The sequence below is a fragment of the Phenylobacterium sp. genome, assembly GCF_041916435.1.
GTDB lineage: Bacteria > Pseudomonadota > Alphaproteobacteria > Caulobacterales > Caulobacteraceae > Phenylobacterium.
Map to the genome: position 1 here is coordinate 226031 of NZ_JAYRZM010000002.1, position 25777 is coordinate 251807.

General features: G+C 69.4%; 25 protein-coding genes. 11 read left to right on the plus strand and 14 right to left on the minus strand.

Translation table 11 applies throughout. The features are described 5' to 3' along the window. The first annotated feature begins 6 nt into the window (after positions 1–6). Entirely contained in the window at positions 7–357 is a 351-nt protein-coding gene (locus tag ACE3TA_RS05990; protein ID WP_374571540.1) for a cytochrome c, read from the plus strand. On the opposite strand, the gene ACE3TA_RS05995 is transcribed toward ACE3TA_RS05990, so the two are convergent. From ACE3TA_RS05995 to ACE3TA_RS06010, 4 genes are all read right to left on the minus strand, one after another. Continuing rightward, complete coding sequence (locus tag ACE3TA_RS05995; protein ID WP_374571542.1) at positions 354–1190, minus strand: aldo/keto reductase; 837 nt, start codon at positions 1188–1190, stop codon at positions 354–356. The two genes, ACE3TA_RS05990 and ACE3TA_RS05995, sit on opposite strands and share 4 nt — an antisense overlap. Next, the gene (locus tag ACE3TA_RS06000) at positions 1180–1974 is read right to left on the minus strand and encodes a TauD/TfdA family dioxygenase (RefSeq protein ID WP_374571544.1); all 795 of its coding nucleotides are present in this window, start codon (positions 1972–1974) and stop codon (positions 1180–1182) included. Before ACE3TA_RS06000 ends, ACE3TA_RS05995 begins: the two co-directional genes overlap by 11 nt. 132 nt (positions 1975–2106) lie before the next feature. Further along, positions 2107–2646 carry an N-acetyltransferase family protein gene (locus ACE3TA_RS06005; protein WP_374571546.1) on the minus strand — a complete coding sequence of 180 codons (540 nt, stop codon included), beginning with the start codon at positions 2644–2646 and terminating at the stop codon, positions 2107–2109. Positions 2647–2875: 229 nt separating this feature from the next. Next, on the minus strand, positions 2876–4978 hold the full coding sequence (locus ACE3TA_RS06010) for a S9 family peptidase (protein ID WP_374571548.1): 2103 nt from the start codon (positions 4976–4978) through the stop codon (positions 2876–2878). A 170-nt stretch (positions 4979–5148) separates the two neighbouring features. On the opposite strand from ACE3TA_RS06010, the gene ACE3TA_RS06015 reads away from it, so the two are divergent. Next, the gene (locus ACE3TA_RS06015; RefSeq protein WP_374571550.1) at positions 5149–6060 is read left to right on the plus strand and encodes a serine protease; all 912 of its coding nucleotides are present in this window, start codon (positions 5149–5151) and stop codon (positions 6058–6060) included. 6 nt (positions 6061–6066) lie between these two features. Here the strand turns inward: ACE3TA_RS06015 and ACE3TA_RS06020 are convergent, their stop codons facing one another. Genes ACE3TA_RS06020 through ACE3TA_RS06030 form a run of 3 tightly spaced genes read right to left on the minus strand, consistent with a single transcriptional unit; the run spans position 6067 to position 8761 of the window. Then, positions 6067–7848: a chloride channel protein gene (locus tag ACE3TA_RS06020; RefSeq protein ID WP_374571552.1), complete on the minus strand. Its 1782-nt coding sequence runs from the start codon at positions 7846–7848 to the stop codon at positions 6067–6069. Positions 7849–7890: 42 nt separating this feature from the next. Next, the gene (locus tag ACE3TA_RS06025; protein ID WP_374571554.1) at positions 7891–8301 is read right to left on the minus strand and encodes a VOC family protein; all 411 of its coding nucleotides are present in this window, start codon (positions 8299–8301) and stop codon (positions 7891–7893) included. A 13-nt stretch (positions 8302–8314) separates the two neighbouring features. Next, the gene (locus tag ACE3TA_RS06030; RefSeq protein WP_374571555.1) at positions 8315–8761 is read right to left on the minus strand and encodes a MaoC family dehydratase; all 447 of its coding nucleotides are present in this window, start codon (positions 8759–8761) and stop codon (positions 8315–8317) included. Positions 8762–8884: 123 nt separating this feature from the next. Between ACE3TA_RS06030 and ACE3TA_RS06035 the strand changes: the two genes are divergently transcribed. Then, complete coding sequence (locus tag ACE3TA_RS06035; protein WP_374571557.1) at positions 8885–10444, plus strand: aminoacyl--tRNA ligase-related protein; 1560 nt, start codon at positions 8885–8887, stop codon at positions 10442–10444. A gap of 24 nt (positions 10445–10468) precedes the next feature. Here ACE3TA_RS06035 and ACE3TA_RS06040 read toward each other — a convergent pair whose 3' ends face one another. Beyond that, positions 10469–13006: a hypothetical protein gene (locus tag ACE3TA_RS06040; protein WP_374571559.1), complete on the minus strand. Its 2538-nt coding sequence runs from the start codon at positions 13004–13006 to the stop codon at positions 10469–10471. Between the two features lie 230 nt (positions 13007–13236). On the opposite strand from ACE3TA_RS06040, the gene ACE3TA_RS06045 reads away from it, so the two are divergent. The 3 genes from ACE3TA_RS06045 to ACE3TA_RS06055 all read left to right on the plus strand — a co-directional run bounded on the left by ACE3TA_RS06045 (position 13237) and on the right by ACE3TA_RS06055 (position 16394). Continuing rightward, on the plus strand, positions 13237–15438 hold the full coding sequence (locus ACE3TA_RS06045) for a formylglycine-generating enzyme family protein (protein WP_374571561.1): 2202 nt from the start codon (positions 13237–13239) through the stop codon (positions 15436–15438). A gap of 91 nt (positions 15439–15529) precedes the next feature. Continuing rightward, a complete protein-coding gene (locus ACE3TA_RS06050; RefSeq protein ID WP_374571563.1) occupies positions 15530–15973 on the plus strand; it encodes a VOC family protein in 444 nt (147 codons plus the stop codon). Between the two features lie 19 nt (positions 15974–15992). Continuing rightward, positions 15993–16394: a GFA family protein gene (locus ACE3TA_RS06055; RefSeq protein WP_374571565.1), complete on the plus strand. Its 402-nt coding sequence runs from the start codon at positions 15993–15995 to the stop codon at positions 16392–16394. Between the two features lie 7 nt (positions 16395–16401). Here ACE3TA_RS06055 and ACE3TA_RS06060 read toward each other — a convergent pair whose 3' ends face one another. From ACE3TA_RS06060 to ACE3TA_RS06080, 5 genes are all read right to left on the minus strand, one after another. After that, on the minus strand, positions 16402–16875 hold the full coding sequence (locus ACE3TA_RS06060) for a YaiI/YqxD family protein (protein WP_374571567.1): 474 nt from the start codon (positions 16873–16875) through the stop codon (positions 16402–16404). Between the two features lie 105 nt (positions 16876–16980). Further along, entirely contained in the window at positions 16981–17139 is a 159-nt protein-coding gene (locus ACE3TA_RS06065) for a hypothetical protein (RefSeq protein WP_374571569.1), read from the minus strand. A 339-nt stretch (positions 17140–17478) separates the two neighbouring features. Then, positions 17479–17955 (minus strand): HIRAN domain-containing protein, encoded by a 477-nt coding sequence (locus tag ACE3TA_RS06070; protein ID WP_374571571.1) that lies wholly within the window; start codon positions 17953–17955, stop codon positions 17479–17481. A 183-nt stretch (positions 17956–18138) separates the two neighbouring features. Continuing rightward, on the minus strand, positions 18139–18444 hold the full coding sequence (locus tag ACE3TA_RS06075; RefSeq protein WP_374571573.1) for a hypothetical protein: 306 nt from the start codon (positions 18442–18444) through the stop codon (positions 18139–18141). Positions 18445–18781: 337 nt separating this feature from the next. Then, positions 18782–19183: a hypothetical protein gene (locus ACE3TA_RS06080; protein WP_374571575.1), complete on the minus strand. Its 402-nt coding sequence runs from the start codon at positions 19181–19183 to the stop codon at positions 18782–18784. A gap of 182 nt (positions 19184–19365) precedes the next feature. Here ACE3TA_RS06080 and ACE3TA_RS06085 point away from each other — a divergent pair, with 182 nt between their 5' ends. Both ACE3TA_RS06085 and ACE3TA_RS06090 read left to right on the plus strand, forming a co-directional pair. Further along, a complete protein-coding gene (locus tag ACE3TA_RS06085) occupies positions 19366–20253 on the plus strand; it encodes a restriction endonuclease (RefSeq protein ID WP_374571577.1) in 888 nt (295 codons plus the stop codon). Positions 20254–20394: 141 nt separating this feature from the next. Beyond that, positions 20395–21024 carry a hypothetical protein gene (locus ACE3TA_RS06090; RefSeq protein ID WP_374571579.1) on the plus strand — a complete coding sequence of 210 codons (630 nt, stop codon included), beginning with the start codon at positions 20395–20397 and terminating at the stop codon, positions 21022–21024. 207 nt (positions 21025–21231) lie between these two features. On the opposite strand, the gene ACE3TA_RS06095 is transcribed toward ACE3TA_RS06090, so the two are convergent. Next, positions 21232–22770 carry an acyl-CoA synthetase gene (locus ACE3TA_RS06095; RefSeq protein WP_374571581.1) on the minus strand — a complete coding sequence of 513 codons (1539 nt, stop codon included), beginning with the start codon at positions 22768–22770 and terminating at the stop codon, positions 21232–21234. Positions 22771–22910: 140 nt separating this feature from the next. Here ACE3TA_RS06095 and ACE3TA_RS06100 point away from each other — a divergent pair, with 140 nt between their 5' ends. The 3 genes from ACE3TA_RS06100 to ACE3TA_RS06110 all read left to right on the plus strand — a co-directional run bounded on the left by ACE3TA_RS06100 (position 22911) and on the right by ACE3TA_RS06110 (position 25763). Beyond that, positions 22911–23795 carry a crotonase/enoyl-CoA hydratase family protein gene (locus tag ACE3TA_RS06100; protein WP_374571583.1) on the plus strand — a complete coding sequence of 295 codons (885 nt, stop codon included), beginning with the start codon at positions 22911–22913 and terminating at the stop codon, positions 23793–23795. An 83-nt stretch (positions 23796–23878) separates the two neighbouring features. Further along, the gene (locus ACE3TA_RS06105; protein WP_374571585.1) at positions 23879–25102 is read left to right on the plus strand and encodes a DUF2336 domain-containing protein; all 1224 of its coding nucleotides are present in this window, start codon (positions 23879–23881) and stop codon (positions 25100–25102) included. A 241-nt stretch (positions 25103–25343) separates the two neighbouring features. Then, on the plus strand, positions 25344–25763 hold the full coding sequence (locus ACE3TA_RS06110; protein WP_374571587.1) for a MucR family transcriptional regulator: 420 nt from the start codon (positions 25344–25346) through the stop codon (positions 25761–25763). The last annotated feature ends 14 nt before the right edge of the window (positions 25764–25777 follow it).

A 25777-nucleotide genomic window follows, 5' to 3' on the forward strand; every position in this document is an offset into this window, starting at 1 on the left:
GGGGCCATGCGCCAAGCCATCGGATTGACGGCGGCGGGCCTGCTCCTCGCCGGCTGCGCATCCGCGGGCGCCGAGGCCGACGCCTCGCGCCCGTCTCCGGCGATAGAGCGGGGCCAGGCGATCGCCGCGCGCACCTGCAGCCGCTGCCATGCGGCCGGGCCGGTCGGCGACAGCCCCCGCGCGGACGCCCCGCCGTTCCGTACGGTGCGCCTGCGCAACAACCCGATCGCCTTCCAGCGGCGCATGGCCGAGATCGCCTCGGGCGGCGATCACTACGACATGCCGCCGCTCAAGCTCGGCGCCGACGACGTGAGCGCCCTGTCCGCCTACATCGAAAGTCTGGGCGCCCCGCGCTAGGCCGGCCGCAGGGCCGCGTGGAAGGCGGCGGCGTCCGCGTGCGCGCCGGCCACCGCCCGGAGCGCCGTCGCCGCCCGCTCGCGGCTGGAGGCGGTGAGGATCACGCTCGCCGTGGCCGGATGCAGCAGGGGAAAGGCGATGGCCGCCTCGGCGTCGGCCGCCAGCTTGCCGGCGTTCAGCGGGCGGATCGCGCAGAAGCCCCGGCCCTCGGCCGCCAGCCGGTCCAGATAGGGCGCGGCCTCGGTCTCCTGGAAGTTCAGATAGCTCACCACCCCGTCGATCCAGGGATAGTCCAGCGCCGCGCGCAGGAAGGCGTCGGAGTAGGGGAACACCGAAAGCGCGCCGACCTTGCCCTGCGCCTTCAGCGCGGCCCAGGTCGCTTCCATCGCGCCCGCGTCGCGCTCCAGGATCGCCAGGCGCGGGGCGTCCTCGTTCGGCGTATGGCGCGCCATCCATTGCACCACGTCGATGCGTTCGGCCTCCAGGTCGCGCCGCAGGTCCTCCACGATCCCCCGCGCGCGGTCGGCGTCGAAGGCGGTCTGGTCGAAGTGCGGAGAGGCGAGCTTGGCGACGATCTCGATCCGCGCGCCGGGCCGGCGCCGGCGCAGGCCCCGGATCGCCGCGCAGGCCAGCGGATGGCTCTCGTATTCGTGCGAGACGTGGAAGCTGGTGACGCCCCGGTCGAACAGCCACGCGGCGAAATCCGCCGCGCCGGCCTCGTCGAAGCCGCGCTCGGCCAGGCGCATGGTCCCGAAGGTGAAGGCGCTCAGGAAAACGCCGGTCTCGCCGAACGTCCGCCGCGGGCAGGGCGGGGCGTCCGCCTCAGGCGGCATGGGTCCGGGCGCGGGCCGGATCGCTGACGAAATAGGTCTTCCAGAGCAGCCGGTCGCCGCTGACCTTGGCCGCATAGGCCTTGCGCCCGTGCAGCACCTCGTCGTCGCGGAAGAACACCGCGTCCCCCGGCTGCAGGCGGAAGGCCGCGACCGTGCCGTCCTCGACCATGTCCTCCAGGGCCGCGCGGAAGTCCTCGCGCAGCTTGTCCACCGCCTCGCCCTGGCCGGGCAGCACGCGGAACCAGTTCCAGTGGATCTTCAGCCGCTCGCCCTGGCGCACGAGGATCGGCGCGATGCGTCCCGCCTCGCCCTTGCCGAAGCGCACGGTGGTGGAGAACAGGCGCTCCAAGAGGTCGGGGTCGGTCTTCGACAGCCGCTCGGCGATCGTCTCGGCGTCGATCATCAGGCTCTCGCCGCCGCTCTCGGCCTGGCGTTCCAGGAAGAACAGGCCGATGTCCTGGCCGTCGTCGGAATAGGCGCCGTCCGTATGCATCGGCTGGCCGACGTTGGCGTGGCGATAGGTGTCCGGCCGGTCGGGCTCGAAGCGCACGTCCATCCAGCCGGCGTCGGCGGGGATGATCGCCCCGTCGCTGCTCTCCAGCACCACGGCCGGCGCGCCCGTCACCTTGCCCTTCTCGCCCCAGAAGGCGAGGGGATCGCCCTTGGGCTTCATGCCGACGATGCGCAGCACCTTGGCCTCGGCCATGCCCTTGCGGATCACGTCCTCCACGGCGTCTTCGGCCAGCGCCGAGCCGTCCAGCACCTTGAGCCATGAGCCCGTCATCGGATCGCCCTCAGTTCCACGGGGGCTGCGAGCGCCCTGCCGGAGGCGGCCGGCGCAGACCCGGTTCCCATCGTCCCGGAGCCCCGCCGCGACGGTGGGCGATCATCGTTAACGAATCTTGAGCGCGCGGCGTCAGCCCGGCGCGATCCCGGGCGTGTCCGGCTCGCTCGCGGCGCCGCCGTTCAGCGGCTTCTGCATCCAGACGATGTCCACCCAGCGGCCGTGCTTGTAGCCGAATCCCTTGCCCACGCCCGCGTGCTGGAAGCCCAGCGAGCGGTGCAGGCCGATGGAGGCCGCGTTGCCGGAATCGCCGATCACCGCGACCACCTGGCGCAGGCCGAGCGCCTCGCAGGAGGTGAGCACCGCCTCCAGCACCGCCTTGCCCACGCCCTGGCCCACCGCGTCCGGCGCCACGTAGACGCTGTCCTCGACCGTGTAGCGATAGGCGGCCCTGGGCCGGAACGGCCCGGCGTAGGCGAAGCCCAGCACCTTGCCCTCGGTCTCGGCCACCAGATAGGGCAGGCCGCGCCCCACGATCGCCGCCCGCCGGTTCGCCATCTCCTGCGGCGACGGCGGAACCTCCTCGAAGGTGCCGAAGCCGTTCAGCACGTGATGGCCGTAGATCGCCGCCAAGGCCCCGGCGTCGGCCTCCATCGCGTCGCGGATGATCATGTGGCGGAGGCTCCAGGGTTGCCGGTTTCCCTCTCCCCTTGCGGGAGAGGGTGGCCCCGCAGAGCGGGGTCGGGTGAGGGGTCGCGCCGGTCCATCCGCTTCACGATCGACCGTGCAGGGCTTCGGTGGAGGGGTTTGAGAGACCCCTCATCCGGCCTGCCTCCGCAGGCCACCTTCTCCCGCAAGGGGAGAAGGATCGCGGCTCCCGACGGCCGCTCGCGACCTGCGCTCATGCCTTCTCCCAGCCCTTGTCCAGCGCCCAGACGGCGAAGGCGTAGTCCAGCGCGATCTCCTTGAGGAAGTCAAAGCGTCCCGAGGCGCCGCCGTGGCCGGCCTCCATGTTGATCTTCAGCAGGATCGGCGACGAGCTCGTGGAGAACTCGCGCAGCTTGGCCGTCCACTTGGCTGGCTCCCAGTAGGTCACCCTGGGGTCCGACAGGCCGCCCGTGGCCAGCACCGGCGGATAGGCCTTGGGCCCCACCTGGTCGTAGGGGCTGTAGCTCTCGATCCGGTCGTAGGCGTCCGCGTCCTCCAGCGGATTGCCCCATTCGGGCCACTCCGGTGGGGTCAGCGGCAGGGTCGTGTCGCTCATGGTGTTCAGCACGTCGACGAACGGCACGGCGGCGATGATCGCGCCCCACAGGTCCGGGCGCATGTTGGCGATCGCCCCCATCAGCATGCCGCCGGCCGAGCCGCCGTAGGCGGCGATCCGGCCCTTGGCGCCGTAGCCCTCGGCGGCCAGATGTTCGGCGCAGGCGATGAAGTCGGTGAACGTGTTGGTCTTCTTCTCCTTGCGCCCGTCCAGGAACCAGCCCCAGCCCTTGTCCGAGCCGCCGCGGATGTGCGCCGTCGCCCAGATCCAGCCGCGGTCCACCAGGGATAGGTTGCGGATCGAGAACGCCGGCTCCATCGCATAGCCGTAGGAGCCGTAGCCGTAGACCAGCAGCGGCGCGGTCCCGTCCACGGGCGTGTCCTTCAGCATCAGGACGGTGATCGGCACCTCCGCCCCGTCCGCGGCCTTGGCGTAGAGCCGCTTGGCCACGTAGCGGCTCGGATCGTGGCCGGACGGCACCTCCTGGGTCTTGCGCAGGGTCCGCTCGCGGCTCGTCATGTCGTAGTCGAACCATTGCCGGGGCGTGGTCGGCGACTGGTAGACGAACCGCGTCGTCGCCGTCTCGTATTCGAAGCCGCCCTCCAGGTGCAGGGCGTAGGCCTCCTCGTCGAAGGCGATGGCGTGCTCGGCGCCGTCGCGGGCGGTCACCACGATCCGGTCGCAGGCGTTCACCCGCTCGGCCCGCACCAAGTGCCCGGCGTAGGCCAGGAAGCCGGTGATGTAGCGGCCGGGCTCATGGGCGATCCAGTCGCTCCAGCTCGCCTTGGCCGGGATCTCGGCGGTGGAGACGCTGAGCTTGAAGTCCACCGCCCCGTCGGCGTTGGTGCGGATCACCCAGCGGTCCGACCAGTGGTCGACGTCGTACTTCACCCCCACCTGCCGCGGCTCGACGCACACCGGCTCGGCCGTCGGATCGGCGGCCGGGATCAGCCAGGTCTCGGTGGTCTCCTGGTTGCCCACGTGCACGCCCACGTGGCTGTCGTCGGCCGTGGTCCCGACGCCCAGGAACATGCCCTCGTCATGCTCCTCGTAGACCAGCACGTCCTCTCCGCCTCTTGCAGGACGGCGGAAGACCTTGGCCGGCCGGGCGTTCTCGTCGCGCCAGATCCAGAACAGCCAGGCCGAGCACGGAGAAAAGCAGAAGTCGCCATAGGCGCTCTCGATCGCCTGGCCCGCCTCCTGGCCGCTCTCCAGGTCCCGCACACGGATCGTGTAGTACTCCGAGCCCTGCTCATCGACCGCCCAGGCGTAGAGTCTGTGGTCCGGGCTGTGGTGCGCTCCGCCCACGTGGTAGTAGGCCTTGCCCTTGGCCTCGGCCTCCTCGTCCAGCAGCACCTCTTCGCCCGTCTCGGCGCCGCGCGGCCGCCGGCCATGGACGGGATGCTCCGCGCCGGTCTCGTAGCGGGCGTAGTAGTCCCAGGGCCCGTCGGGGGCGGGCACGGAGCTGTCGTCCTCTTTGATCCGCCCCTTCATCTCGGCGAACATCGCCGCCTGCAGCGCCTCGGTCCCGGCCAGCATCGCCGCGGTGTAGGCGTTCTCCGCCTCCAGGTGCTCGCGGATGTCGGCGCGCAGGACCTTCGGGTCGCGCAGCACCTGCTGCCAGTTGTCGTCCTTCATCCAGGCGTAGTCGTCGGTCCGGGTGCGGCCGAGCTGGGTGATGGTCTTTGGCGCGCGCTTGGCGACCGGCGGCTTGGGGGCGTTGGGGGAGGACGCGTTCATGTCCGCTAGATGCGCCGGCTGGCCGTCCGTCTCAAGCCGCAATGGCCCGCGCGGTCCGCTGCGCCCTTCTGGCGCAGGCGATTACGGCGTCGTGAGCGGCTCCGTTAACGCCTCGCTCACCGACCTGGCCGCGTAGTGAGCCGTCAGGGGTTTCTTCCATTGGGGCGTCGATGGCTTTCGATCTGTCCATGGAGCTGATGCACGCCACGGTGCAGCTCGAGCAGCCGCTCGGCGACGGCACGCGCACCGTCGGCACCGGCTTCCTGATCGAGGCGCCCACGCCGGACGGCAAGCCGCGCGTGGTGCTGATCACCGCCAACCACGTGTTCGAGCGGATGCCGGGCCCGGAGGCCCGCATCGGCTACCGCATCGCCAACCCCGACGGCAGCTGGACCTACGCGCCCCAGCCGCTGAAGATCCGCGACGACAAGGGCGGCGAGCTGTGGACCCACCATCCCTCGCGCGACGTCGCCGCCATCACCATCACCGCGCCGGAGGCTTTCGCCAAGGCGGCAATCCCCGAGGGCTGGCTGGCCGACGGCGACACCTTCGCCAAGGACGGCGTCGGCGCCGGCGACGAGATGATGGCCCTGGGCTTCCCGCGGGGCCTGGCGGCCAATCAGGCCGGCTTTCCGATCCTGCGCTCCGGCCGGGTGGCTTCCTATCCGGTGGCCCCGGCCGACATCTACCCGACCTTCCTGCTCGACTTCTCGGTGTTCCCGGGCAACTCCGGCGGGCCGGTGTTCATGACCGGCCAGGCTTGGCGCCATCAGGTCCGCGCGGCGGGCGAGGCCGGCGCCGACGCGGCCGCGCGCACGGGCGCCCCCGCCGCCGGCGCGCCCTCCGAGGCGCCCATGGTCGGCCCCGACGGCCAGCCGGAGTTCATCGCCGGCCTGCTCACCCAGCAGGTGGAGCTGAACAGCGAGCGGCTGGAGATCGGCATCGTCACCCACGCCAAGTTCATCCGCGAGACCATCGCGCGCCTGGACGATCCGAACGCCCCGGTCACGCTCGCCCGCGACGAGACCGACCCCGGCACGGCCCGCGCCGCCTCGGCGACGGAGGCGCTCGCGCCGGAGTAGGGCGGGTCACGTCTCGCCGAACAGGTCGCGCTGCGATTTCTCCAACTCCCGGGCGTAGCGGCGCGCCGCATAGGCCTCGGCCAGCAGGCCCATGACCCTGCCGTGGGCGTCCACCACCACCAGTTCGTCCGCCTCGGTCTCGTCGAAGGCGCGCATCACGTCCTCGATGTTCATGTCGCCGCTCAGGCTGACGTCGGCGGCGCCGGCGATGCTGCTCACCGGGGCCGTGTCGCGCCCGTCGGCGTAGGCGTCGGCGGTCTGCACGATGCCGGCGTACTTGCCGGTCTTGTCCGTCAGGATCACCCGCGTCGTCGAGCCCAGGGGAAAGCGCTGGCGGAACTCGGCCAGCGAGGTCGCCGCCGCCAGGGTGGGGGTGTCGCGGCGCATCATCCGCTCGGCCGTCAGCGTCCGGGTCCAGCCCACGTCGCGGGCGCTGCGGATCATCTCGCCGCGCAGGTGCAGCCGCCAGGTGGAGAAGGAATAGCCGAACCGTTCGCGCACCACGGTGCTGGCCACCAGGGCGGCGGCCAGCGCCGCGGCGGTCACGCCGAAGTCCCGCGTGGTCTCCAGCACCAGGAAGCACATGGTCAGCGGCCCGCCGACGATCGAGGCGGCCAGCGCCGCCATGCCCACCAGGGCCGCGTTCTCCGGGTGCAGCGACAGGCCGATGTTCGCCAGGGTCAGGAGCTGGGCGCAGATCTGGCCCAGCAGCGAGCCCAGGAACAGCGAGGCGAAGAACAGGCCGCCGCGGAAGCCGAAGCCCAGCGACACCACCGAGGCCGAGGCCTTCAGCACGAACACCAGGGCGATCAGCTCCAGGCTCGCCCCGGCGGTGATGTCCAGGTGCAGCGCCCCGTGGCCGGAGGAGAGCACCTGCGGCGAGATCGTCGCCAGCGGGATCAAGAGCGCCCCGCCCACCGCCGGCTTCAGCCAGTTGGGCGCCTTCCAGGCCCTGATCGCCTGCTCGGTGCGGGTGACGGCCAGCATCACCACGATGCCGACCAGGGCCGCGATGGCGCCCAGCATGCCGTAGAGCAGGTAGGTGGTCGCATCGGGGATCGCCGTGGCGGCGATGTCGATGGAGTAGGGCGCCGCCCCCAGCAGCCTGGCCACCAGCACGCTCGCCAGGCAGGCGGCCGCCACCGGCGCCAGGCTCGAGGGGGCGTAGGTGCCGATGACGATCTCGAAGGCGTAGAAGGCCCCGGTCAGGGGCGCGCCGAAGGCCGCGGCGATCGCCGCGCCCGCGCCCGCGCCGACCAGGGTGCGCAGGTCGTGCCGGCGCAGTCTGACCCAGCGCCCGATGGCCGAGCCGAACCAGCCGCCGGCCTGGGCGTAGGCCGCCTCCAGCCCCACCGAGGCCCCCGCGCCGTTGGAGATCAGCGTCTGGGCGCAGATCGTGGCGCTGTCGCGCAGCGACAGGCGCCCGCCGTAGAGGGCGTTGGCCTCCACCACGTCGACCATGGCGTGCGTGCGCCGGCGGCTCAGCAGCCAGCCGAACAGACCCAGCAGGAGCCCGCCGGCCGGCAGCCACAGCAGCGAGGCCGGCCGCAGGTGGGCGGCCGTGCTCAGCCGGTCGTTGAGGTCCAGATTGAACAGCGCGGCCTGCACATGTCGGGCGATCTTCGACTGGGCCACGGCGAAGACGCCGGCCCCGCAGCCCACGGCCACCGCCAGGGCGATGAACCAGGCGTCGCTCGCCCGCAGCCGCAGCCGCAGCCAGGCCAGCGGGCGCGTGCGCAGGGTCGTCACCGTGCGGGTGAGCTGTAGCTGACGCCCCTTGGTCTCCACGGCTGCTCCCTTCCGGACGCCCCAGCGGCGCCGCGCCGGCCCCTACGGCTTGAACACGTATTCCAGCTTCAGCCCGTCCGGATCGGCGAAGAACACGGCGTAGTAGCCCTCGCCGTACTGCGGATAGTCGGCCGGGGCGTCGAGCACCTGCGCGCCGATCTCCTGCAAGAGGGCGTGCAGGGCGTCCACGTCGTCCCGGCTCCCGGCGTTCCAGGCCAGGTGGTGCAGGCCCGGCGAATAGCGGTCGTGCGCGCGTGCGCGGTTCGGCCCCTTGGCGGCGACGACGCCGATCGAGCAGAAGCCGCCGGCGCCGTCCTCAAGGTCCCAGTCGAAGCCGGCCGGGTGCTCGGCGCTCAGCCGATAGCCCATGAACCCCAGGACCGCGTCGTAGAACGGCCGCGAGACCTGGGGATCGGCGACCGTCAGGTCGACATGGTGGACCGCGCCGCGCACGCGCGTGCGGCCCTTAGGCGTAGAGCAGCGACAGGGTCTCGGCGATGCACGCCGGTTTGGACTCGCCCTCGATCTCGATCGTGCATTCGTTGCGGATCTGCACGCCGCCGGCCTTGGGCTCCACGCCCAGCAGCTTCTGGCGCAGGCGCACGCGCTTGCCGACGCGCACCATGTTGACGAAGCGCACCTTGTCCGAGCCGTAGTTGATGCCGCGGGTCACGCCCTTCACCGGCAACAGGCCCGCCGACAGGAACGGGATCAGCGACAGGGTCAGATAGCCGTGGGCGATCGGGCCGCCCATCTCGCGGTTGGCGCGTTCCACGTCCACGTGGATCCACTGATGGTCGCCGGTGGCGTCGGCGAAAAGGTTCACGCGCTCCTGGGTGACCTCCAGCCAGTCCGACACGCCGATCTCTTGACCGACCAGTCCGGGCAGGTCCTTGAACTCCACCGGGTCCATCGTTTGCTCCCTCGATGACTCTGAAACAGGTGTTCGAGGGTCTAGCATCTGGGGCCGGGCGAGCAAGGCGCCTTTGCCCGAAGCGCGCGGCGCGCTTAAAGAAGCCCCCGATCTGGAGGACCCATGCAGCGCGCTCTCAGCGTCACCCGGCAAACCGGCAACCGCTCGACTTTCCCCGACTGGTATCAGGCCGTCGTCCGCGAGGCCGACATGGCCGAGGTCAGCCCCGTCCGCGGCTCGATGATCATCAAGCCGTGGGGCTACGGCGTCTGGGAACGGATCCAGCAGACCATGGATCGGCGCATCAAGGAGATGGGCGTCGACAACTGCTATTTCCCGCTGTTCATCCCCTTGGGCTTCTTCGCCAAGGAGGCCGAGCACGTGGAGGGCTTCGCCAAGGAGATGGCGGTGGTCACCCACCACCGGCTGAAGTCCATCGACGGCAAGCTGCAGCCCGATCCCGACGCCAAGCTGGAAGAGCCGCTGATCGTGCGGCCGACGTCGGAGACCATCATCGGCGACGCCTTCTCCCGCTGGATCAAGAGCTACCGGGACCTGCCGCTGAAGATCAACCAGTGGGCCAACGTGGTGCGCTGGGAGATGCGCACGCGCCTGTTCCTGCGCACCTCCGAGTTCCTCTGGCAGGAGGGCCACACCGCCCACGCCGACCGCGCCGACGCCAGCGCCTCGACCATGCAGGCCCTGGAGATGTACCGCGAGTTCTCCGAGACGGTGCTGGCCATGCCGGTGATCGCCGGCGAGAAGCCGGAGAACGAGCGCTTCCCCGGCGCGGTGGCCACCTATTCCATCGAAGCCATGATGCAGGACGGCAAGGCCCTGCAGGCCGGCACCTCGCACTACCTGGGAACCAGCTTCGCCCACGCCCAGAACATCCGCTTCCAGGCCGAGAGCGGCGAGCTTGAATACGCCCACACGTCGAGCTGGGGCGTCTCCACCCGCCTGATCGGCGGGGTGATCATGACCCACGGCGACGATGACGGCCTGCGCCTGCCGCCCGCCGTGGCGCCGCGCCAGATCGTCGTCGTGCCCATGCTGCGCGACAAGCCCGAGGACGCCGAGGTGCTGGCCTTCGGCGAGGCCCTGGTGAAGGAGCTCAACACCAAGGTCGCCCTCGGCGAGCCGATCCGCGCCTTCCTGGACACCAAGGCCCAGCGCTCGGCCGACAAGCGCTGGAACTGGGTGCGCCGCGGCGCGCCGATCATCATCGAGCTCGGCCCGCGCGACGCGGCCGCCGGCCAGGTCAGCTTCATGCGTAGAGACGCCCTGCGCGACGGCGACAAGGTCAAGTCCCAGCAGGCGCCCCGCGAGGCGTTCGTCGAGGCCGCGCCGGCCCTGCTCGCCGAGATCCAGCAGGCGCTCTACGACGAGGCCAAGGCGCGGCTGGTCGCCAACATCCGCACCGACATCGCCACCTTCGACGCGCTGGCCGAATACTTCGGTCCCGCCGAGGAGGACGACGAGGCCGGCGCGCCCTTCAGGGGCTGGGTCCGCGCCTCCTGGTCGCGCCCCACCGGCGCGGCGCTGGACGAGGTCGAGGCCCGCCTGAAGACGCTCAAGCTCACCTTGCGCAACGTGCCGATGGACCAGCCGGACAGCTTCGGCCCCTGCATCTTCACCGGCGCCCCCGGCGTCGAGGAGATCCTGATCGGCCGCGCGTACTAGGGGGGCTGCGCCGAGGCCGGTCGGCTAGAAGATCAGCTTCCTGACGGTCAGCTTCACCGAGCGTCCCACCGGGTCCAAGAGGTCGGCCTGGTAGTTCACCGGCGTCACCCCGGACGAGGAGGTCACGTCCTGGCGCGCGTCGAACAGGTTGTCGATGTCCAGGCTCGCCCTCAGGCCCCGGATCCACTTGTGGTCGCGCGCGTAGGGGCGAAGCCCCAGGTCGGCGAACAGCCGCAGGTTCACCGTCGTCAGGTCCGAGAAGTCCAGGGTCTGGCCGGCGCTCACCACCCGCGTCGGGCTCTGCCAGCTCGCGGTCATCGCCGCCCCCAGGCCGCCGCGCGTGAGGTTGGCCTGCAGGTCCACCTGGTGGCGCGGCGAGCCGCCGCCCGAACCCAGGGCGCCGCCGTCCAGCAGGTCCAGCGCCGGCAGGCCGGGCCGCAGCACCACTTCGTCCTTGAACGCCCAGGTGTGGTAGAGGCTGACCTGGAAGACGCCGCGCCGCGCGCCGCCGCCGCCGAAGCCGCCGAATCCGCCGGGCGGACCGCCGGGGCCTCCGCCGGGAGGCCCGCCGCCGGGACCGCCCGGACCGCCGCCAGCTTGTCCGCCGCCAGCCTGTCCGCCGCCAGACGCCGCGCCTTGTCCTGACGCCGCGCCTTGCCCTCCGCCGCCCTCGCCGGGAGGCGGCCCGCCCTCCGGCGGCGGCCCGTCCGGCGGCTCGCGGCCTTCGCCGGGCGGACCGCCCTGAGCCTCGCGGAACCGCTTGCGAAGCTCGGCGATCTGCTCAGGCGTCAGGTTCGGGCCGATGTTGCGCGAATAGGTGAAGCCCCAGCGCAGCTCCTCGCGCGTCTGCTCGGCCAGGTTCACAGGCCGCGCGTCCACCCGCACCAGCGTTCCGTCGGCGTCGCGGATGAAGCGGTCGGGAAAGGCGCTCTCCACCTGGGTCGAGGCCGAGGGGAAGGCGGCCACCCCGTCGCGGGTCTTCTTGACCACGTAGTTGGCCTGGAAGGTGAGGTTGGTCTTCTCCAGCGGCTTGAAGGTCGCCCCCAGCTTGAAGGTGTCTTGCCGGCCGCCCTGCAGGTCGGTGTTGCCGCCGCTCAGCCGCGTCACCTCCACGGTCTGGCCGCTCGACAGGTCGTAGACCCGCGCGCTCGGCGTGGTGGTCAGCGGATCGCCCAGGTCGTTGATGCTGGGCGCCTCGTCGGTGCGGCTGAAGCTGGCCAGCATCCGCAGCTTGGAGTTGGGCCGCCAGTGCAGGCCGTAGCCGATCGTCTGCAGGTCGCCGTAGTCCGACAGGTGCTTGACCCCGGCGTTCACATTGGCGGACAGCCGCCCGAGCGGTCCCTCCCGCGTGATCGGCGCGGTCACGCTCGCGCGCAGCTCGCCGATGCTGCGGTCCAGGTCGGTGTTCAGGGCCGCGCCCGCCCGCGTGGCGTCGCTCTCGAGCTGCAGGGTGGAGGCGCGCCCGGTCAGGCTCATCGCCACCTTGCCGGCCGGCAGGCTCCACAGCGCCCGGTTCAGCACGATGTCGGTCTGCGCCTCGGTGGTCGTCGCCCGCGTGCGGTCCTGATAGGCCGTCCCGCTCGCCGCCCGGTCGGTGGTGCTCTTCGACAGGTTCCGTTCGGCCTCGGCCGTGTACGACCATTGCCAGCCGGCCCAGGCGCCGTTCAGCGCCCCGGCCAGCCGCGCGTCGGTCGCGTCGGAGTCGCGCAGCAGCGCCTGGCCGGTCACGTCCGATTGGCCCAGCTTGGACTGGCTGTCGGTGTCCTCGAAGGTCCCGTTCACCGAGGCGGACACGCCGTTCCCCAGCGGCTTGGCCCACACCGTGTTCAGCCGCGCGTCGGTCTTCTGCGCCTGCAGGGTGCGGTAGTCGCCCTCGCCCCCGGCGACGTTGCGGTCGCTCTCCAGGATCGGGTCGGTCCACGTCCCCCGCGCGTCGACCATCAGCCGCCGGCCGCGCAGGATGTGCAGCATCCCGCCGTGCGCCTCGGTGGTCGCCCCGCCGCCGCTCTGGGTGGGCGTGCTCGCCGAGCCCTCGGCCAGCAGGGCGCGGAAGCGCCGCCGCAGCACGAAGTTCACCACCTTCTGCTCGGCCGGATAGCCGTAGGAGAGCGAGACCTCCTCGGGCAGGATGTCCACCCGCGCGATCGCCTCGGTGGGCAGGTCGCGGATCTCGTTGAAGCCGGAGATGCGCCCGCCGTCGATCAGCAGCACGGGCCGGCCGCCGCTGCCCTGGCCGCTGGTGAGCTGCGGCGCCAGCGCGCTCAGCAACTCCTCGACCGTGGCGGCGCCATAGGCGCGGATCTCCCGCGGCGACATGACGATTTCCGGGGCGATGTCGCCGATCGCCGCGAAGGGCAGCTCGTGCGTGCCCTCCACCACCAGCTCGTCCACTTCCTTGTCCACGTCCGGCTCGGCCGGGGCGGCCTTCGGGGCCTGCGCCGGCTGCGCCTCCTGGGCCAGCGCCCCGCCGCCGTGGACGCTCAGGGCCAGCGCCGCCGCGCCGGCCAGCCACCGCCAGGAGCCCGCCGCCGCGCGGCGCGAAGGATCAGGAAAGCAACGCAAGAGACGTCATCCGAACAACCGAACAAGCGCGCGTTGGTACCCGCCTGATGTATTCGGCGAATTTCCGTTTGGACGCAGATGTGGCGAAGCTTTGGCGGCTCGGCGGCCGGCGCCCGGGCCGCCGCGGCGGCGGTCTGCAAACATCCGATGCGCCTTTGGGCAAGACAGCGCCGCCGGGGCGCATCACCCTGGCGGCTTGCTCATCGTTTCGACCTGCGAGGCGCCGTTCCTTGATCCACTTCCAAGCCGGGCGCGCGGGCGCCGTCCTCGCCGCCGCGCTGAGCGTGCTGCTCCTGGCCGGCGCCGCCCGGGCCCAGGACACCCAGTACTCGACCTTCCCCTGGACCAAGCAGAACATGATCCTGGGGCCGCGCTGCCACACCTATCCCGAGCCGTGGGAGGGCGCCTTCAGCCCCTGCACCGAGGCCGACCAGAAGGCCTGGCTGGCCGACGTCACGCGCTGGCGGGCCGAGCGGCGCATCCGCGTCGGGCTGGATGGCGCGCGCTACGCCGACCCCGGGCTCGCCTGGACCCAGCGCAGCTTCATGCAGGCCCAGGCGATGATGGAGGACCGCTACCTCTATGATCCGGTCGCCGGCCGCTACACCGTCGACCGCTACCTGGACGACCTGATCGCCCGCTTCGGCGGGATCGACGCGGTGCTGCTGTGGCCCGACTATCCCAACCTCGGCGTCGACGCGCGCAACCAGATCGACATGATTCACGCCCTTCCGGGGGGCGTGGCCGGGGTCAAGGCGATGATCGCCGACTTCCACCGGCGCGGCGTCAGGGTGCTGTTCCCCATGATGATGTGGGACCAGGGCGCGCACGATCCCGGCGCCCCGTGGCCGCAGGCCCTGACCCGGCTGATGATCGAGATCGGCGCCGACGGCATGAACGGCGACACCCAGGACGGGGTGCCCCTCAGCTTCTCCCTCGCCGCCGAGCGCCAGGGCCGGGCGCTGGCCTTCCAGCCCGAGGGCGTCATGCACGACGAGCAGCTGTCGTGGAACGTGATGTCCTGGGGCCAGTACGACTTCGGCTTCGTGCCCAAGGTCGACCGCTACCGCTGGCTGGAGCCGCGGCACATGGTCAACATCTCCGACCGCTGGGCCCGCTCCAAGACCGACGACCTGCAGTACGCCTTCTTCAACGGCGAGGGCTGGGAGAGCTGGGAGAACATCTGGGGGATCTGGAACGGGATCACCCCGCGCGACGGCGAGGCCGCCCGCCGGGTCGCCACCCTTGAGCGCGGCGTCGCGGCCTTCCTCACCAGCCCCGACTGGGAGCCGTTCTATCCGATGGCCCGCTACGGCGTCTTCGCCAGCCGCTGGCCGCGCGCCGGCGCCGAGGTCTGGACCATCGTCAACCGCAACGAGTACGGCGTCGACGGCCGGCAGATGAAGGTCGCCGCCGCCCCCGGCCGGCGCTTCTTCGACCTCTACCATGGCGTGGAGCTGACGCCGGAGCGGGACGGGCAGGAGACGTGGCTGTCGTTCCCGGTCGAGGCCCACGGCTACGGCGCGGTGCTGGCGCTGGACGGCGAGCCGGACGCGGCCCAGCGCGCCCTGATGGCCCGCATGAAGGCGGTCACCGCCCGCCCGCTCGCCAGCTATCCGGACCAGTGGACACCCCTGCCGCAGGAGATGGTCCCGGCCGCGCCCACCCGCCCGGCCAAGACCGCCCCGCCCGGCATGGTCGAGATCCCCGCCGGCGCCTTCCGCTTCCAGGTGCGCGGCCTGGAGGTCGAGGGCGCCAACGGCGCCGGCGTCGACGTGGCCTATCCCTGGGAGGACGGCGCGCGCCGTTTCCATGACCGCCAGATGCAGATGAAGCGCTTCTTCATCGACCGCACGCCGGTGACCAACGCCCAGTTCAAGGCCTTCCTCGACGCCACCGGCTACCACCCCAAGGACGACTTCAACTTCCTGAAGGACTGGACGGGCGGAACCTACCCGGCCGGCTGGGCCGACCGCCCCGTCACCTGGGTCTCGCTGGAAGACGCGCGCGCCTACGCCGCCTGGGCCGGCAAGCGCCTGCCGCGAGAATGGGAGTGGCAGTACGCCGCCCAGGGCGGCGACGGGCGGGCCTATCCCTGGGGCGAGGCGTGGAACCCGGCCGCCGTCCCCGTCCCGGACCGGACCCGCGATCCGGGCCCGCCGTCCGCCGTCGGCGCCCACCCGGCCGGCGCCAGCCCGTTCGGCGTGCAGGACATGACCGGCCTCGTCTGGCAGTGGACCGACGAGGTCCGCGACGAGCACACCCGCGCGGCCATCCTGCGCGGCGGCTCCTACTACCAGCCGCAGGGCTCGATCTGGTATTTCCCTGAGGCCTACCGCAACGACCAGCACGGCAAGCTGCTCCTGATGTCGCCGGGCAAGGACCGGGCCGCCACCATCGGCTTCCGCTGCGTGGTCGACGCCGCCCCCTAGGCGCCCCCTAAGCGCCGCCCCGTCGTCGTTCGGTGATTGATCGGCCGGCCGCCTTGCGCCTCAATGGCGCCCGTCCGCCCGGAGCAGTCCCATGGCCAAGGTCGTCGGCATTGATCATCTCGCCATCCGCGTCAGCGACTTCGAGGCCTCGCGCCGCTTCTACGACCGGCTCTTGAGCTTCCTGGGCTTCGTGCGCGAGTGGGAGTTCGACCGCACCGTCGGCTGGAACAACGGCGTGACCATGTTCTGGATCACCGAGGCCGACGCCGCCGGCCGAAAGCGGCCGCACCACACCGGCGACATCGGCTACCACCACTACGCCTTCGAACTCGCCGCCCGCGAGGAGGTGGACGAGCTCGGCGCCTTCCTGGAGCGCGAGGGCGTCGCCATCGTCGACGCGCCCGCCGCCTATCCCAGCTACGGCGAGGGCTACTACGCCGTCTACTTCCTCGATCCGGACGGCCTGAAGCTGGAGGCGATGTACTTCCTGGAGAAGGTCAAGCGCGGCGGCCGCCCGCCCGAGGTCAAGTCATGACGCGCCGGGGGAGGGCCGCATGCTGAAGGGAACCTGCCACTGCGGCGCCGCCCACTGGACGCTTGAGGGCGATCCCGGCCCGGCCACCGCCTGCAACTGCACCCTCTGCCGCCGCTACGGCGCCCTTTGGGCTTACGATTACGAGGGCGAGCGGATCGCGGTCGCCGGCCCGGCCTCGTCCTACCGCCGCGCGGGCAAGGCCGATCCGGCGCTGGAGATCCTGTTCTGCCCGGCCTGCGGCTGCGTCCTGGCCTGGCGCGGCCTGCGCACGGGCCCGGACGGGCGCCGGCGCATCGCCGTCAACCTGCGCCTGGCCCCGCCCGAGGCGGTGGGCCAATTGCCGATCGACCATTTCGACGGCCTGGACAGCTTCGACGACCTGCCGCGCGACGGCCGCTGCGTGCGCGACCTGTGGTTCTAGGCTGAGGCTAGGCGCGCGGCGGCGGCCGGGCCGGGGCCCGCCGCGCCTTCACCACCGCCGCGTCCAGCGCCTGCAGGAAGCGCGAGCGGTCGGCCGCGGCGAAGGCCCGCGGCCCGCCGGTGATCTCGCCCATGGAGCGCAGGTGCTCGCCGATCGCGCGGCCAGCCAGCTTGCCGCCGATGTTGTCGTCGGTGAACGCCCGCCCGGCCGGGTGGATCGCCTGGGCGCCGGCCTTCAGCGCCCGCTCGGCCAGCGGGATGTCGGCGGTCACCACGATGTCGCCCGCCCCGGCGCGCTCGGCGATCCAGTCGTCGGCCACGTCCGGGCCTTCGTCCACCACCACCAGGCTGATCTTCGGGCTCGCCGGCGTGCGGATCCAACTGTTGCACACCACGAACGTCGAAAGCCCGTAGCGCGCGGCCACCTTGTAGGCCTCGTCCTTCACCGGACAGGCGTCGGCGTCGATATAGAGGATGGTCATGGCCGCAGCTTACAGGCCCGCGGCCGACGGCGCGCGCCTCGCACGCGCCGAAACGCCCCCCGGATCGGTCCCCCGATCAGCCCGGCCCGCGCCGGGCCGGCGGCGTCAGCCGATGTGGCCGCCGCCCAGCGAGAAGAAGGCGACGGTGATCGCCACGGCCGCCAGGGCCAGCACGATGATGCCCACCCGCCCGAGCCGGCCCTCGGCCTTCTCCAGACGTTCGACAACTTCTTCTTCGTGATGCGCGTCAACAGGCTTCGTCATGGCGTCCAGCTCTCATGTAAATCGGTTCAGAGCATCGCGCGCCCGCAAGTCTTGTCCACTGTCGCCGACGCTCTTGATTGAGAACGCCGCCTGGGGACTTGCAACTTACGCCTGCCCAATGAGGTGTTCGTATCCCTCGACCTGACCACGGCCGCCTTGACCCAGATCAACGGGAATCTGAACGCTCGCCGGGTGCGGCGGCGCGCCGCCGGTCCACCCCGCACCCGCTCATTCCGGCGAAGGCCGGGATCCATGGGGCGGGGGAGGGCGGGCAGGATTGGCGGGCAGGGGCGGCCCCTGAGAACTGCGCCGGCAGCGGACGTTGTCCGCCTACCCGCACTACTTCTTCGCGGCGCCTCTCTTCAGTGGCCATGGCGTCTCTAGCTGGACGCCGAAGAATCCCTTGTCATGCTGGTTTGTCCGCCAGCCCCCAGTGATGTAGGCGCGTACATCGAGGATTTCGCCTGAAAGGCCTTCTTCCGCAAGGCGCTTGGCGTAACGCGCGGCGTGATCGCGCTTTAGGTACCCGACTGTTTGCCCGTCAATGTCCACGCGGATCGCGTTCTTGTCATAGGGGTTGGACGGCTCAGGCACGAGTTGCGCGCGCGTGCGCAACTGATGTCCGTCTCTTGTGTAGCCACCGCATATTCGGAGCAGCGCGTCTTGATATTTGCTTTCACCGACAATCGGTAGGTCGCACCACGCCTCCTTGCTCGCGTTCTCGGTTCGCTGCTTTGGCGCAAGTTTCTTTGGAGCCATTCTTGCGGCGGATTTCGAAGCCCCTCGCTTCCCGAAGAGAAAATTCAGCAATCCCATCCGTCATTCTCCCGCTATTTCAAAAAGGAAGCGCGGCGCATAAAATATATCTGGACGCTAAAAGCCTGCCGAAATGGTTCTCGTTTGCGCCGGGATCGGTCCTTGGCTCTGTTCTTAGCGTCGAAAATCGGTGTCCGCATTGGGCGGGTGCGGAGTTGCAAAGAGAGGAGAGAGGAGAAGAATTTAGATCGCCGAGAGGACTGCGACGACCCCGGTCACGACGGCGGCCCAACAGGTCCAACGCGCGGCATCAGCGTTGAGATTGGCCGCTCGTTTGTAAGCATCTTTGATGGCGTCCACCGCGGCCACGGCCTCATAGATGCCTAATGCTGGAGCATCCTCCCAGGAAACAACTATCATCGGCGTTGTGTCCTCAACTTCAATCCTGCTCGCTGAAAACCACTTCCGCGCCGCAATAAACGCAAGTCCGGAGGCCGCTAGGCTGGCCAAGACCGTCAGAATATTTAGGGTCGCGTTGAGCGAGTACATCCCCTTCCCTCCAATCTAGTTGCCTTCATGGGAATTCGGCGCCCGGATACCCTGTCGTCGGCAACTGCTAAACATTGGTCGGTTTGCTCGATGAGTAGTGTTCCATGGTGCCGCATTGCGGGCCATTGTAGCGTCCGCACAGTGCGACTGGCCCTGCCGCTGGAAGCCAAGCTGGCCCGCGACCGCGCCGATCTGGGCCTAACGGCCAACGATGGTGCTTATCCCATGCCCGCTCATCCCAGCGAAAGCTGGGATCCATGGGGCGGGGAGGGCGGGGGGATGGGTCCGAAATTGGCGGTCACGTGGAAAGCAAATATTGGTGAGTGGATTAGTTGATTCAGCCGCCGCTGCGTCGATTGTAAAGTGTGCCGGTCCCGAGATGCCTGCGGCCGTACCGCCGGATCAGAGCCTTCTCCAATATCTTAGCTGCGCCGAGTGAATTTCCGCAGTCTTCTGCGATGATGGAGACTTCCTGGCCCGCACCTCGAACGGCAGCCACTCTGGCATCGAGCCCGGGATTGTGTGTCTTGGGGGCTAGATAGCGCGGCGAGAGTGCTTGCCCTGAAAAGCCAAGCCGATAGTAGGTTGTCGCGCGGCGGCCGCGTCCCCTGCCGACGTAAATCGGCTCGAATTCTCCCCCCGGAATAGGAGCGGAGATCGTGTAGACGTAAAATGGGCCGGCGATGTAGGCGAAAGGCGTGAGCATCGCGCTAGAAAACCTTTTATCCGTAAAAGCCATGTGAAGAGGCGTTCGTCGCGTGTCGATCCCAGATCTTTGCGTTCATTCGGATGCCAAGGGGCGAGTGTTTCCCGTCGTGCGTCAAGGTGGGATCCATCGTTCGACGCTTCGCAACGTCGTTTGAAGTTAGTTCGGGGGCTGCATCTGCGATCATCAGCAGTCCTTCTGGAGCAGAATGCGTCATGCCAAAGCGTACCAATGAATTTCAAGAGATCGTTGCGGCGGCCTATCGCGCGCTGGCATCCGCCGGAGCGACAGTTCGGGAGTCGGTTCTGGTCAAAGATCGATCCGGAACTACAGAGCGCGAGATTGATATCTTGGCGGAGATGCACGGATTTGCCTCCACGTTTCGCCTCGCAATCGAATGTAGAGACCGGGGCCGTGTTGAGACGCTGGAGTGGGTTGATGCTCTGATAGGTAAATTTTCTGATCTTCCAGTCGATAAGGCAATTGCGGTTAGTCCGAAGGGCTTCAGCCGCGCGGCGGCGAGTAAAGCCGCTGCTCACAAAATTGAGCTCGTCACGGTCAAGCAGGCGCTCAGCGTAGACTGGGCGGCTAAACTGGTCGGCGATCGAAAAGTTATGACGCACTCCTTTACACTAATGAGGGTCGTGACGGAAATCGAAGGTCACGTAGTCACGTGGACCGATGTCACTCCGGATGGACGCACGCCTATGCACCGAGATGCACTGTCTGAAGCTGTCTATGAACATATAAGAAGCTACTTCCATAAACACGTTGCCACCCAAGTATCCGACGCTGTCGACGCGAAGATAGGCGAGCGGTGGCAATGGTTCGTAGAGCATCCGAATCCGCCTAGGTGGGTAGAATTTGTCGTTCAAGTTGATGCTCATGTTTGGAAAGACGAAAGTGATAGATATCCCATCGATCGAATGATATTTGGCGTTGGAGTATTTTTCAATGTGTCAATTGGAAGGCCGGTATCATATGTCATTCACGATCTTCTTGTCGAGAAATTCGAGCCTATGTTTCCTGACGGGCCGGTGAGCGTTCATTGGGTTAGAGACAGTACTGGGGTGACTAGACATATTGAGGCGAGAAAAGGGTAGGCAAATCTTCAATCGCATTTCGCGCGGAACTCACTGCTGTGGAGGGTAGCGCGTATCGACCGCTCGAGGCGGCCATCGCGTCGCGCCGTTGAGGCCACCTTTTCCTTGACGCCCGCCTCGACTTATGTTCTCTTTTCGTTCATGATCGACCTTGAGGAGATGCAGGACAGGCAAGGTCGTCTCCTCGGCGAGTTGGCCGAGCTTGGCATGGACTTCGCCCGCGAGCTGAAGGACCGGGTGGGTCAGGTCGAGAGCCTCGAGCAGGCCGAGGGCCTGGCGCTCGCCTTCCATCGCATCGCCCGCACCGTGCGCCTGACCCTGGCGCTGGAATCCAGGCTCGCCCGCGAGCAGGGCGAGGTGGCTCGTATCCGCCGCGTCGAGGTCGAGCGCCGCAACGAACGGCGCGCCGAACAGGTGCGCACCGCCGTCTGGCGCGAGATCTGGGCCGAGACCGACGGGCGCGAAGACGAGGCCGAGGCCCTGCTGGACTCCCTCGACGCCCTGATCGAGGACGAGGTCCTCTTCGAGCGCCTCGCCACCGGTCCCGTCGAGGCCGCCATCGCCCGCATCCGCGCCGATCTGGGATTGCCGGCGAACGACGCAGGCGTCTCAAGCGCCGAGCCCCCCTCCACCCCTTCGGGGTCCCCCTCCCCCAGAGGGGGAGGAGAGCGCCCAGCGATCACCGCCTCGATCTCCTCCCCCGCGATAGTGGGGGAGGGGGACCCCGAAGGGGTGGAGGGGGCGTCGCCGTCCTATCGGAACTCGGCCTGAACCTTCCCCCGCCTTCCTCGCGCTTGTGGCGAGGATCCATGTCTCCGCGGCCCAGACCTCTCAAGCCCGCTCACGGCCCAGCCGCCCCATGGATCCCCGGGACAAGCCCGGGGAAGACGATGAGGGATGGGCGAAACCGCCCCGGCCAACTTGCAGTCCCCCTTCCCCAGAGGGGGAGGAGAATCGGGCTGCCCGGCGGCCGAAGCCCTAGACGATCCGGCTTTCCTTCTTGCCCCAGTAGGCGTCTCGGATCAGGCGCTTGTAGAGCTTGCCGGTCGCGTGGCGCGGCAGCTCCTCCATGAAGTCGATCACCTTGGGGGTCTTCACGTGGGAGAGGTTGGCGCGGGAGAAGGCCATCAGCTCGGCGCGCAGGTCGTCGTCGGCCTCGATCCCCTCCATCGGCTGCACCACCGCCACCACCTTCTCGCCCATCTCCTCGTCGGGGGCGCCCACCACGGCCGCGTCGGCCACCTTGGGGTGGGTGATCAGAAGGTTCTCCAGCTCCTGCGGATAGATGTTCACCCCGCCGGAGATGATCATGAAGCTCTTGCGGTCGGTCAGGTACAGGAACCCGTCCTCGTCCACCCAGCCCACGTCGCCCAGGGTGGTCCAGCCGTGCTGGTTGGTGCTCTCGGCCACCTTCTCCGGGGCGTTGTGGTAGGCCAGCGGCTGCTCGCTGGCGAAATAGACCACGCCCTCGGTGCGCGGCGGAACCTCCTCGCCGTCCTCGCCGCAGATGTGCAGCGGCGAGGTCACCGCCCGGCCCACCGAGCCCTTGTGCGTCAGCCAGTCGGTGGAGTTGATGAAGCAGAAGCCGTTGCCCTCGCTGCCGGCGTAGTACTCGTTCAGCACCGGCCCCCACCAGGCGATCATCTCCTCCTTCACCGGGATCGGGCAGGGGGCCGCGGCGTGCACCGCCGAGCGCATGGACGAGACGTCGTACTTCTCGCGCACCTCCTTGGGCAGCTTCAGCATCCGCACGAAGTGGGTGGGCACGAACTGGCCCACGTCGGCCTTGTGCTTCTCGATCAGCGCCAGGGTGGTCTCCGGGTCGAACTTCTCCATCACGATCACCGTGCCGCCCAGCCGCTGCACGGCCATGGTCCAGCGCAGCGGGGCGGCGTGATAGAGCGGCGCCGGCGAGATGTAGACGCTGTCGGGGGTGAAGCCGAACAGGCCCTGGGCCATCATCACCAGCGCGTTGGGCTCGTCGATCGCCGCCCCGGTCAGCGGCGGCTTGATGCCCTTGGGCCGGCCGGTGGTGCCCGACGAATAGAGCATGTCCGTGCCGGCGGTCTCGTCGGCGATCGGCGTCGCCGGAAAGGCCGCGCGGGCGGCCTCGAAGCTGAGGTAGGGCTCGCGGGTCTGGCCGACCATGAACAGCTTCACGCCGGGCAGCAGGGCGGGCAGCTCGTCCACCACCGGACCGACGCCGGCCGAGGTGATCAGCGCCTGGGCCCCGCAGTCGCCGACGATGTACTCCACCTCGCCGGCCGAGAGCTTGGAGGAGATGCAGGTGTAGTAGAGCCCGGCCCGCTGCGCCGCCCAGGCGATCTCGAAGTAGCGCGGGTGGTTCTCCAGGAGCAGGGCGATCACGTCGCCGGCCTTCAGCCCCAGCGAGCGGAACAGGTGCGCGCCCTGGTTCGACCGCTCGTCGAGCTCCTTGTAGGTCACGGTCTCGCCCGAGCCGGCCATGATGTAGGCGGGCCGCTCGGGGCGGGTCTTGGCGTGGACGGCTGGATGCATGAACCTTCCTTCTGGCCGGGCGCCCTGGCGGGCGCGACGGCCGTCCTCCCGAAATTATCGTTGTTCGGCTCGTTATTGCGGGACTTGACCTCCCGTCCGTCAAGCGGCGCGGTATGCGAAATCATCAACGGAGAACGCCCATGACCGCGACGACCTTCGAGACCATCAAGCTCGAGGTGGAGGACGGCATCGCCACCCTCACGCTGAACCGGCCCGACCGGCTCAACGCCTTCAACACCCAGATGATGAAGGAGCTGATCGCGGCCTTCGACGCCACCGACGCCGACGACGCCGTCAAGGTCGTGATCGTCACCGGGGCGGGGCGCGGCTTCTGCGCCGGCGCCGACCTGGAGGCCGGCGGCGCCACCTTCGACTACGACAAGCGCGGCGGCGAGGACCGCATGGCCCGCCAGGAGCAGGGCGTGCACCGCGACGGCGGCGGCCTGGTCACCCTGCGCATCTTCGACAGCTTGAAGCCCGTGATCGGCGCGATCAACGGCCCGGCCGTCGGCATCGGCGTGACCATGCAACTCGCCATGGACATCCGCATGGCCTCCAGCGCCGCGCGCTTCGGCTTCGTCTTCGCCCGCCGCGGCATCAACCCGGAGGCCTGCTCCTCCTGGTTCCTGCCGCGCCTGGTCGGCGTGCAGCAGGCGCTGGAGTGGTGCTACACCGGCCGCGTCTTCCCCGCCCAGGAGGCGCTGGACGGCGGCCTGATCCGCTCGATCCACGAGCCGGACGACCTCCTGCCCGCCGCCCGCGCCCTGGCCCGCGAGATGGCCGACAACTGCGCCCCGGTCTCGCTCGCCCTGACCCGCCAACTCATCTGGCGCAACGCCGGCACCGAGCATCCCATGCGCGCGCACCAGGCCGACAGCCGCGCCATTCAGTCGCGGGGCGCCTCGGCCGACGCGAAGGAGGGCGTCACCTCGTTCCTGGAAAAGCGCCCGCCGGCCTTCAGCAACAAGGTGTCGACCGACCTGCCGGACGTCTGGCCGTTCTACAAGGCGCCCAGCTTCAGCTAGGGGCGCCCGTCCTGGGGCGGGCCGTCCGTCCCAGGACGACAACAAACGGTTAATGACGCTGTGCTCCCATGGGCGCTACGTCGATGAACCAGACCCTCACCGCTTCCCGACCGGCCGCCCCGCGCGAGGCGCCAGCCTTGCGGGCGAGGCATGCGTTGCTCAAGCGCCTGGCCGACGTGGTCTGCCTGCCGTCCAGCCGGGTCAACGCCTTCGAGCGGTCGATGACCGCCGACGTGCTGGTGGACATGCTGCGCGAGGCCGCCCCCGGCGAGCGGCTCAAGGTGGCCCGGCGCCTGGCCAACCTGACCGAGGCGCCGCCGACCCTGGTGCGCATCCTGCTGCGCGACGACGTGGAGATCGCCGGCGCCCTCCTGGAGAACAGCCAGTCGCTCTCCGACGCCGACCTGCTCGACTGCATCCGCGAGACGGGCCTGGAGCACCGGCGGCTGATCGCCATCCGCCGCACGGTCAGCGAGGTCGTCTCCGACGCCCTGATCGGCTACGGCGAGACCCCGGTCATCGATTGCCTCTTGCGCAACGAGGGCTCGCGCCTGTCCTACGACGGGCTGGAGGCGGTGGTCGCCGGCACCCGCGGCGACGCGCGCCTGGTGAGCGTGCTGCTCAAGCGGCCGGAGCTGCGGCCCTCCCACGCCTACGTGCTGTTCTGGTGGGCCGACGCCGAGGCCCGCCGCACGATCCTCTCGCGCTTCGCCGTCTCGCGCGAGGTGCTGCAGGAGGCGGCCAGCGACATCTTCCAGCTCGCCTCGGCCGAGGGCTGGCAGGACCCGCTGGCGCGCAAGGCCCTGCAGTTCATCGAGCGGCGCCAGCGCAACCGCGCGGCCCTGCAGCGCAGCCCCTACGAGAGCCTGGAGGCCGCCGTCGCCGCCGCCCAGGAGGGCATGACCCGCGAGGTCGCCGAGGAGATCTCCTACCTGTCGGGGCTCAAGCCGATGACCGGCGCCAAGATCTTCACCGATCCGGGCGGCGAGCCGCTGGCGATCCTGTGCAAGGCCACCGGCCTGCCGCGCTCGGCCGTGCGGGCCCTGTGGCGGGCCCTGCGCCGTCCGGAGACGAACGCCAGGGGCGAGCCCAATCCGTCGCTCGAGCGGGTGCTGATCGCCTACGACACGATCGCCGTGGACCGGGCGCAGACGGTGCTGCGTTACTGGAACTGGTCACTGTCCTCGGCGCTGACTCCGGCCCTGCTCAAGGCGATCCGCGAAGGTGACGAGGAGGCGATCGACGAATACTCCGTGCCGCAGCGAGCCGCCATGCTTGCCCTCGCCAGGGAATTCGGCCGCGGATAGAGCGTCTTGGCGCGCCAGCTTCCATGCGTTCAGCAGGTAGAACGCCGCGCTCATTTGAAAGCGGCGCTTCGCTAACCACGTGTTTGATGAACCGTTGTCTTGTCGCGGAACCTGTTCAATCAAGCGGCAAAATGCTCGAACGTGCTTGTGCTTGGTCCGAGTCGTCTATAATGACGCCGAAACTGATCTAGTGAATCAGTTCTGACCATTGTGCGCGGTCGCGCCCTTCGGATTGTGAGAAATGGACGAAAAGACGGAAGTCATCGAAATGACCGCGGACATCGTGTCCGCCTATGTCGGCAACAATTCGGTCGCGGCCGCCGATCTGCCGGGTCTGATCCAAAGCGTCCACCGCGCCCTGTCCGGGATCACCACCGGCGGCGAGACCACCGAAGCCGCGCCGAAGGAGCCGGCCGTCCCGGTGCGCCGGTCCATCACGCCGGATTACCTGATCTGCCTGGAGGACGGGCGCAAGTTCAAGTCGCTGAAGCGGCACCTGCGCACCAAGTACAACATGAGCCCCGAGGAATACCGGGCCAAGTGGGCCCTGCCGAAGGACTACCCGATGGTCGCCCCGAACTACGCCAAGGCGCGCTCGGATCTGGCCAAGCAGATGGGCCTGGGACAGGGCGGCCGCCAGGCCCCGCGCAAGAAGCGCTGATCGTCCCGGTCGCA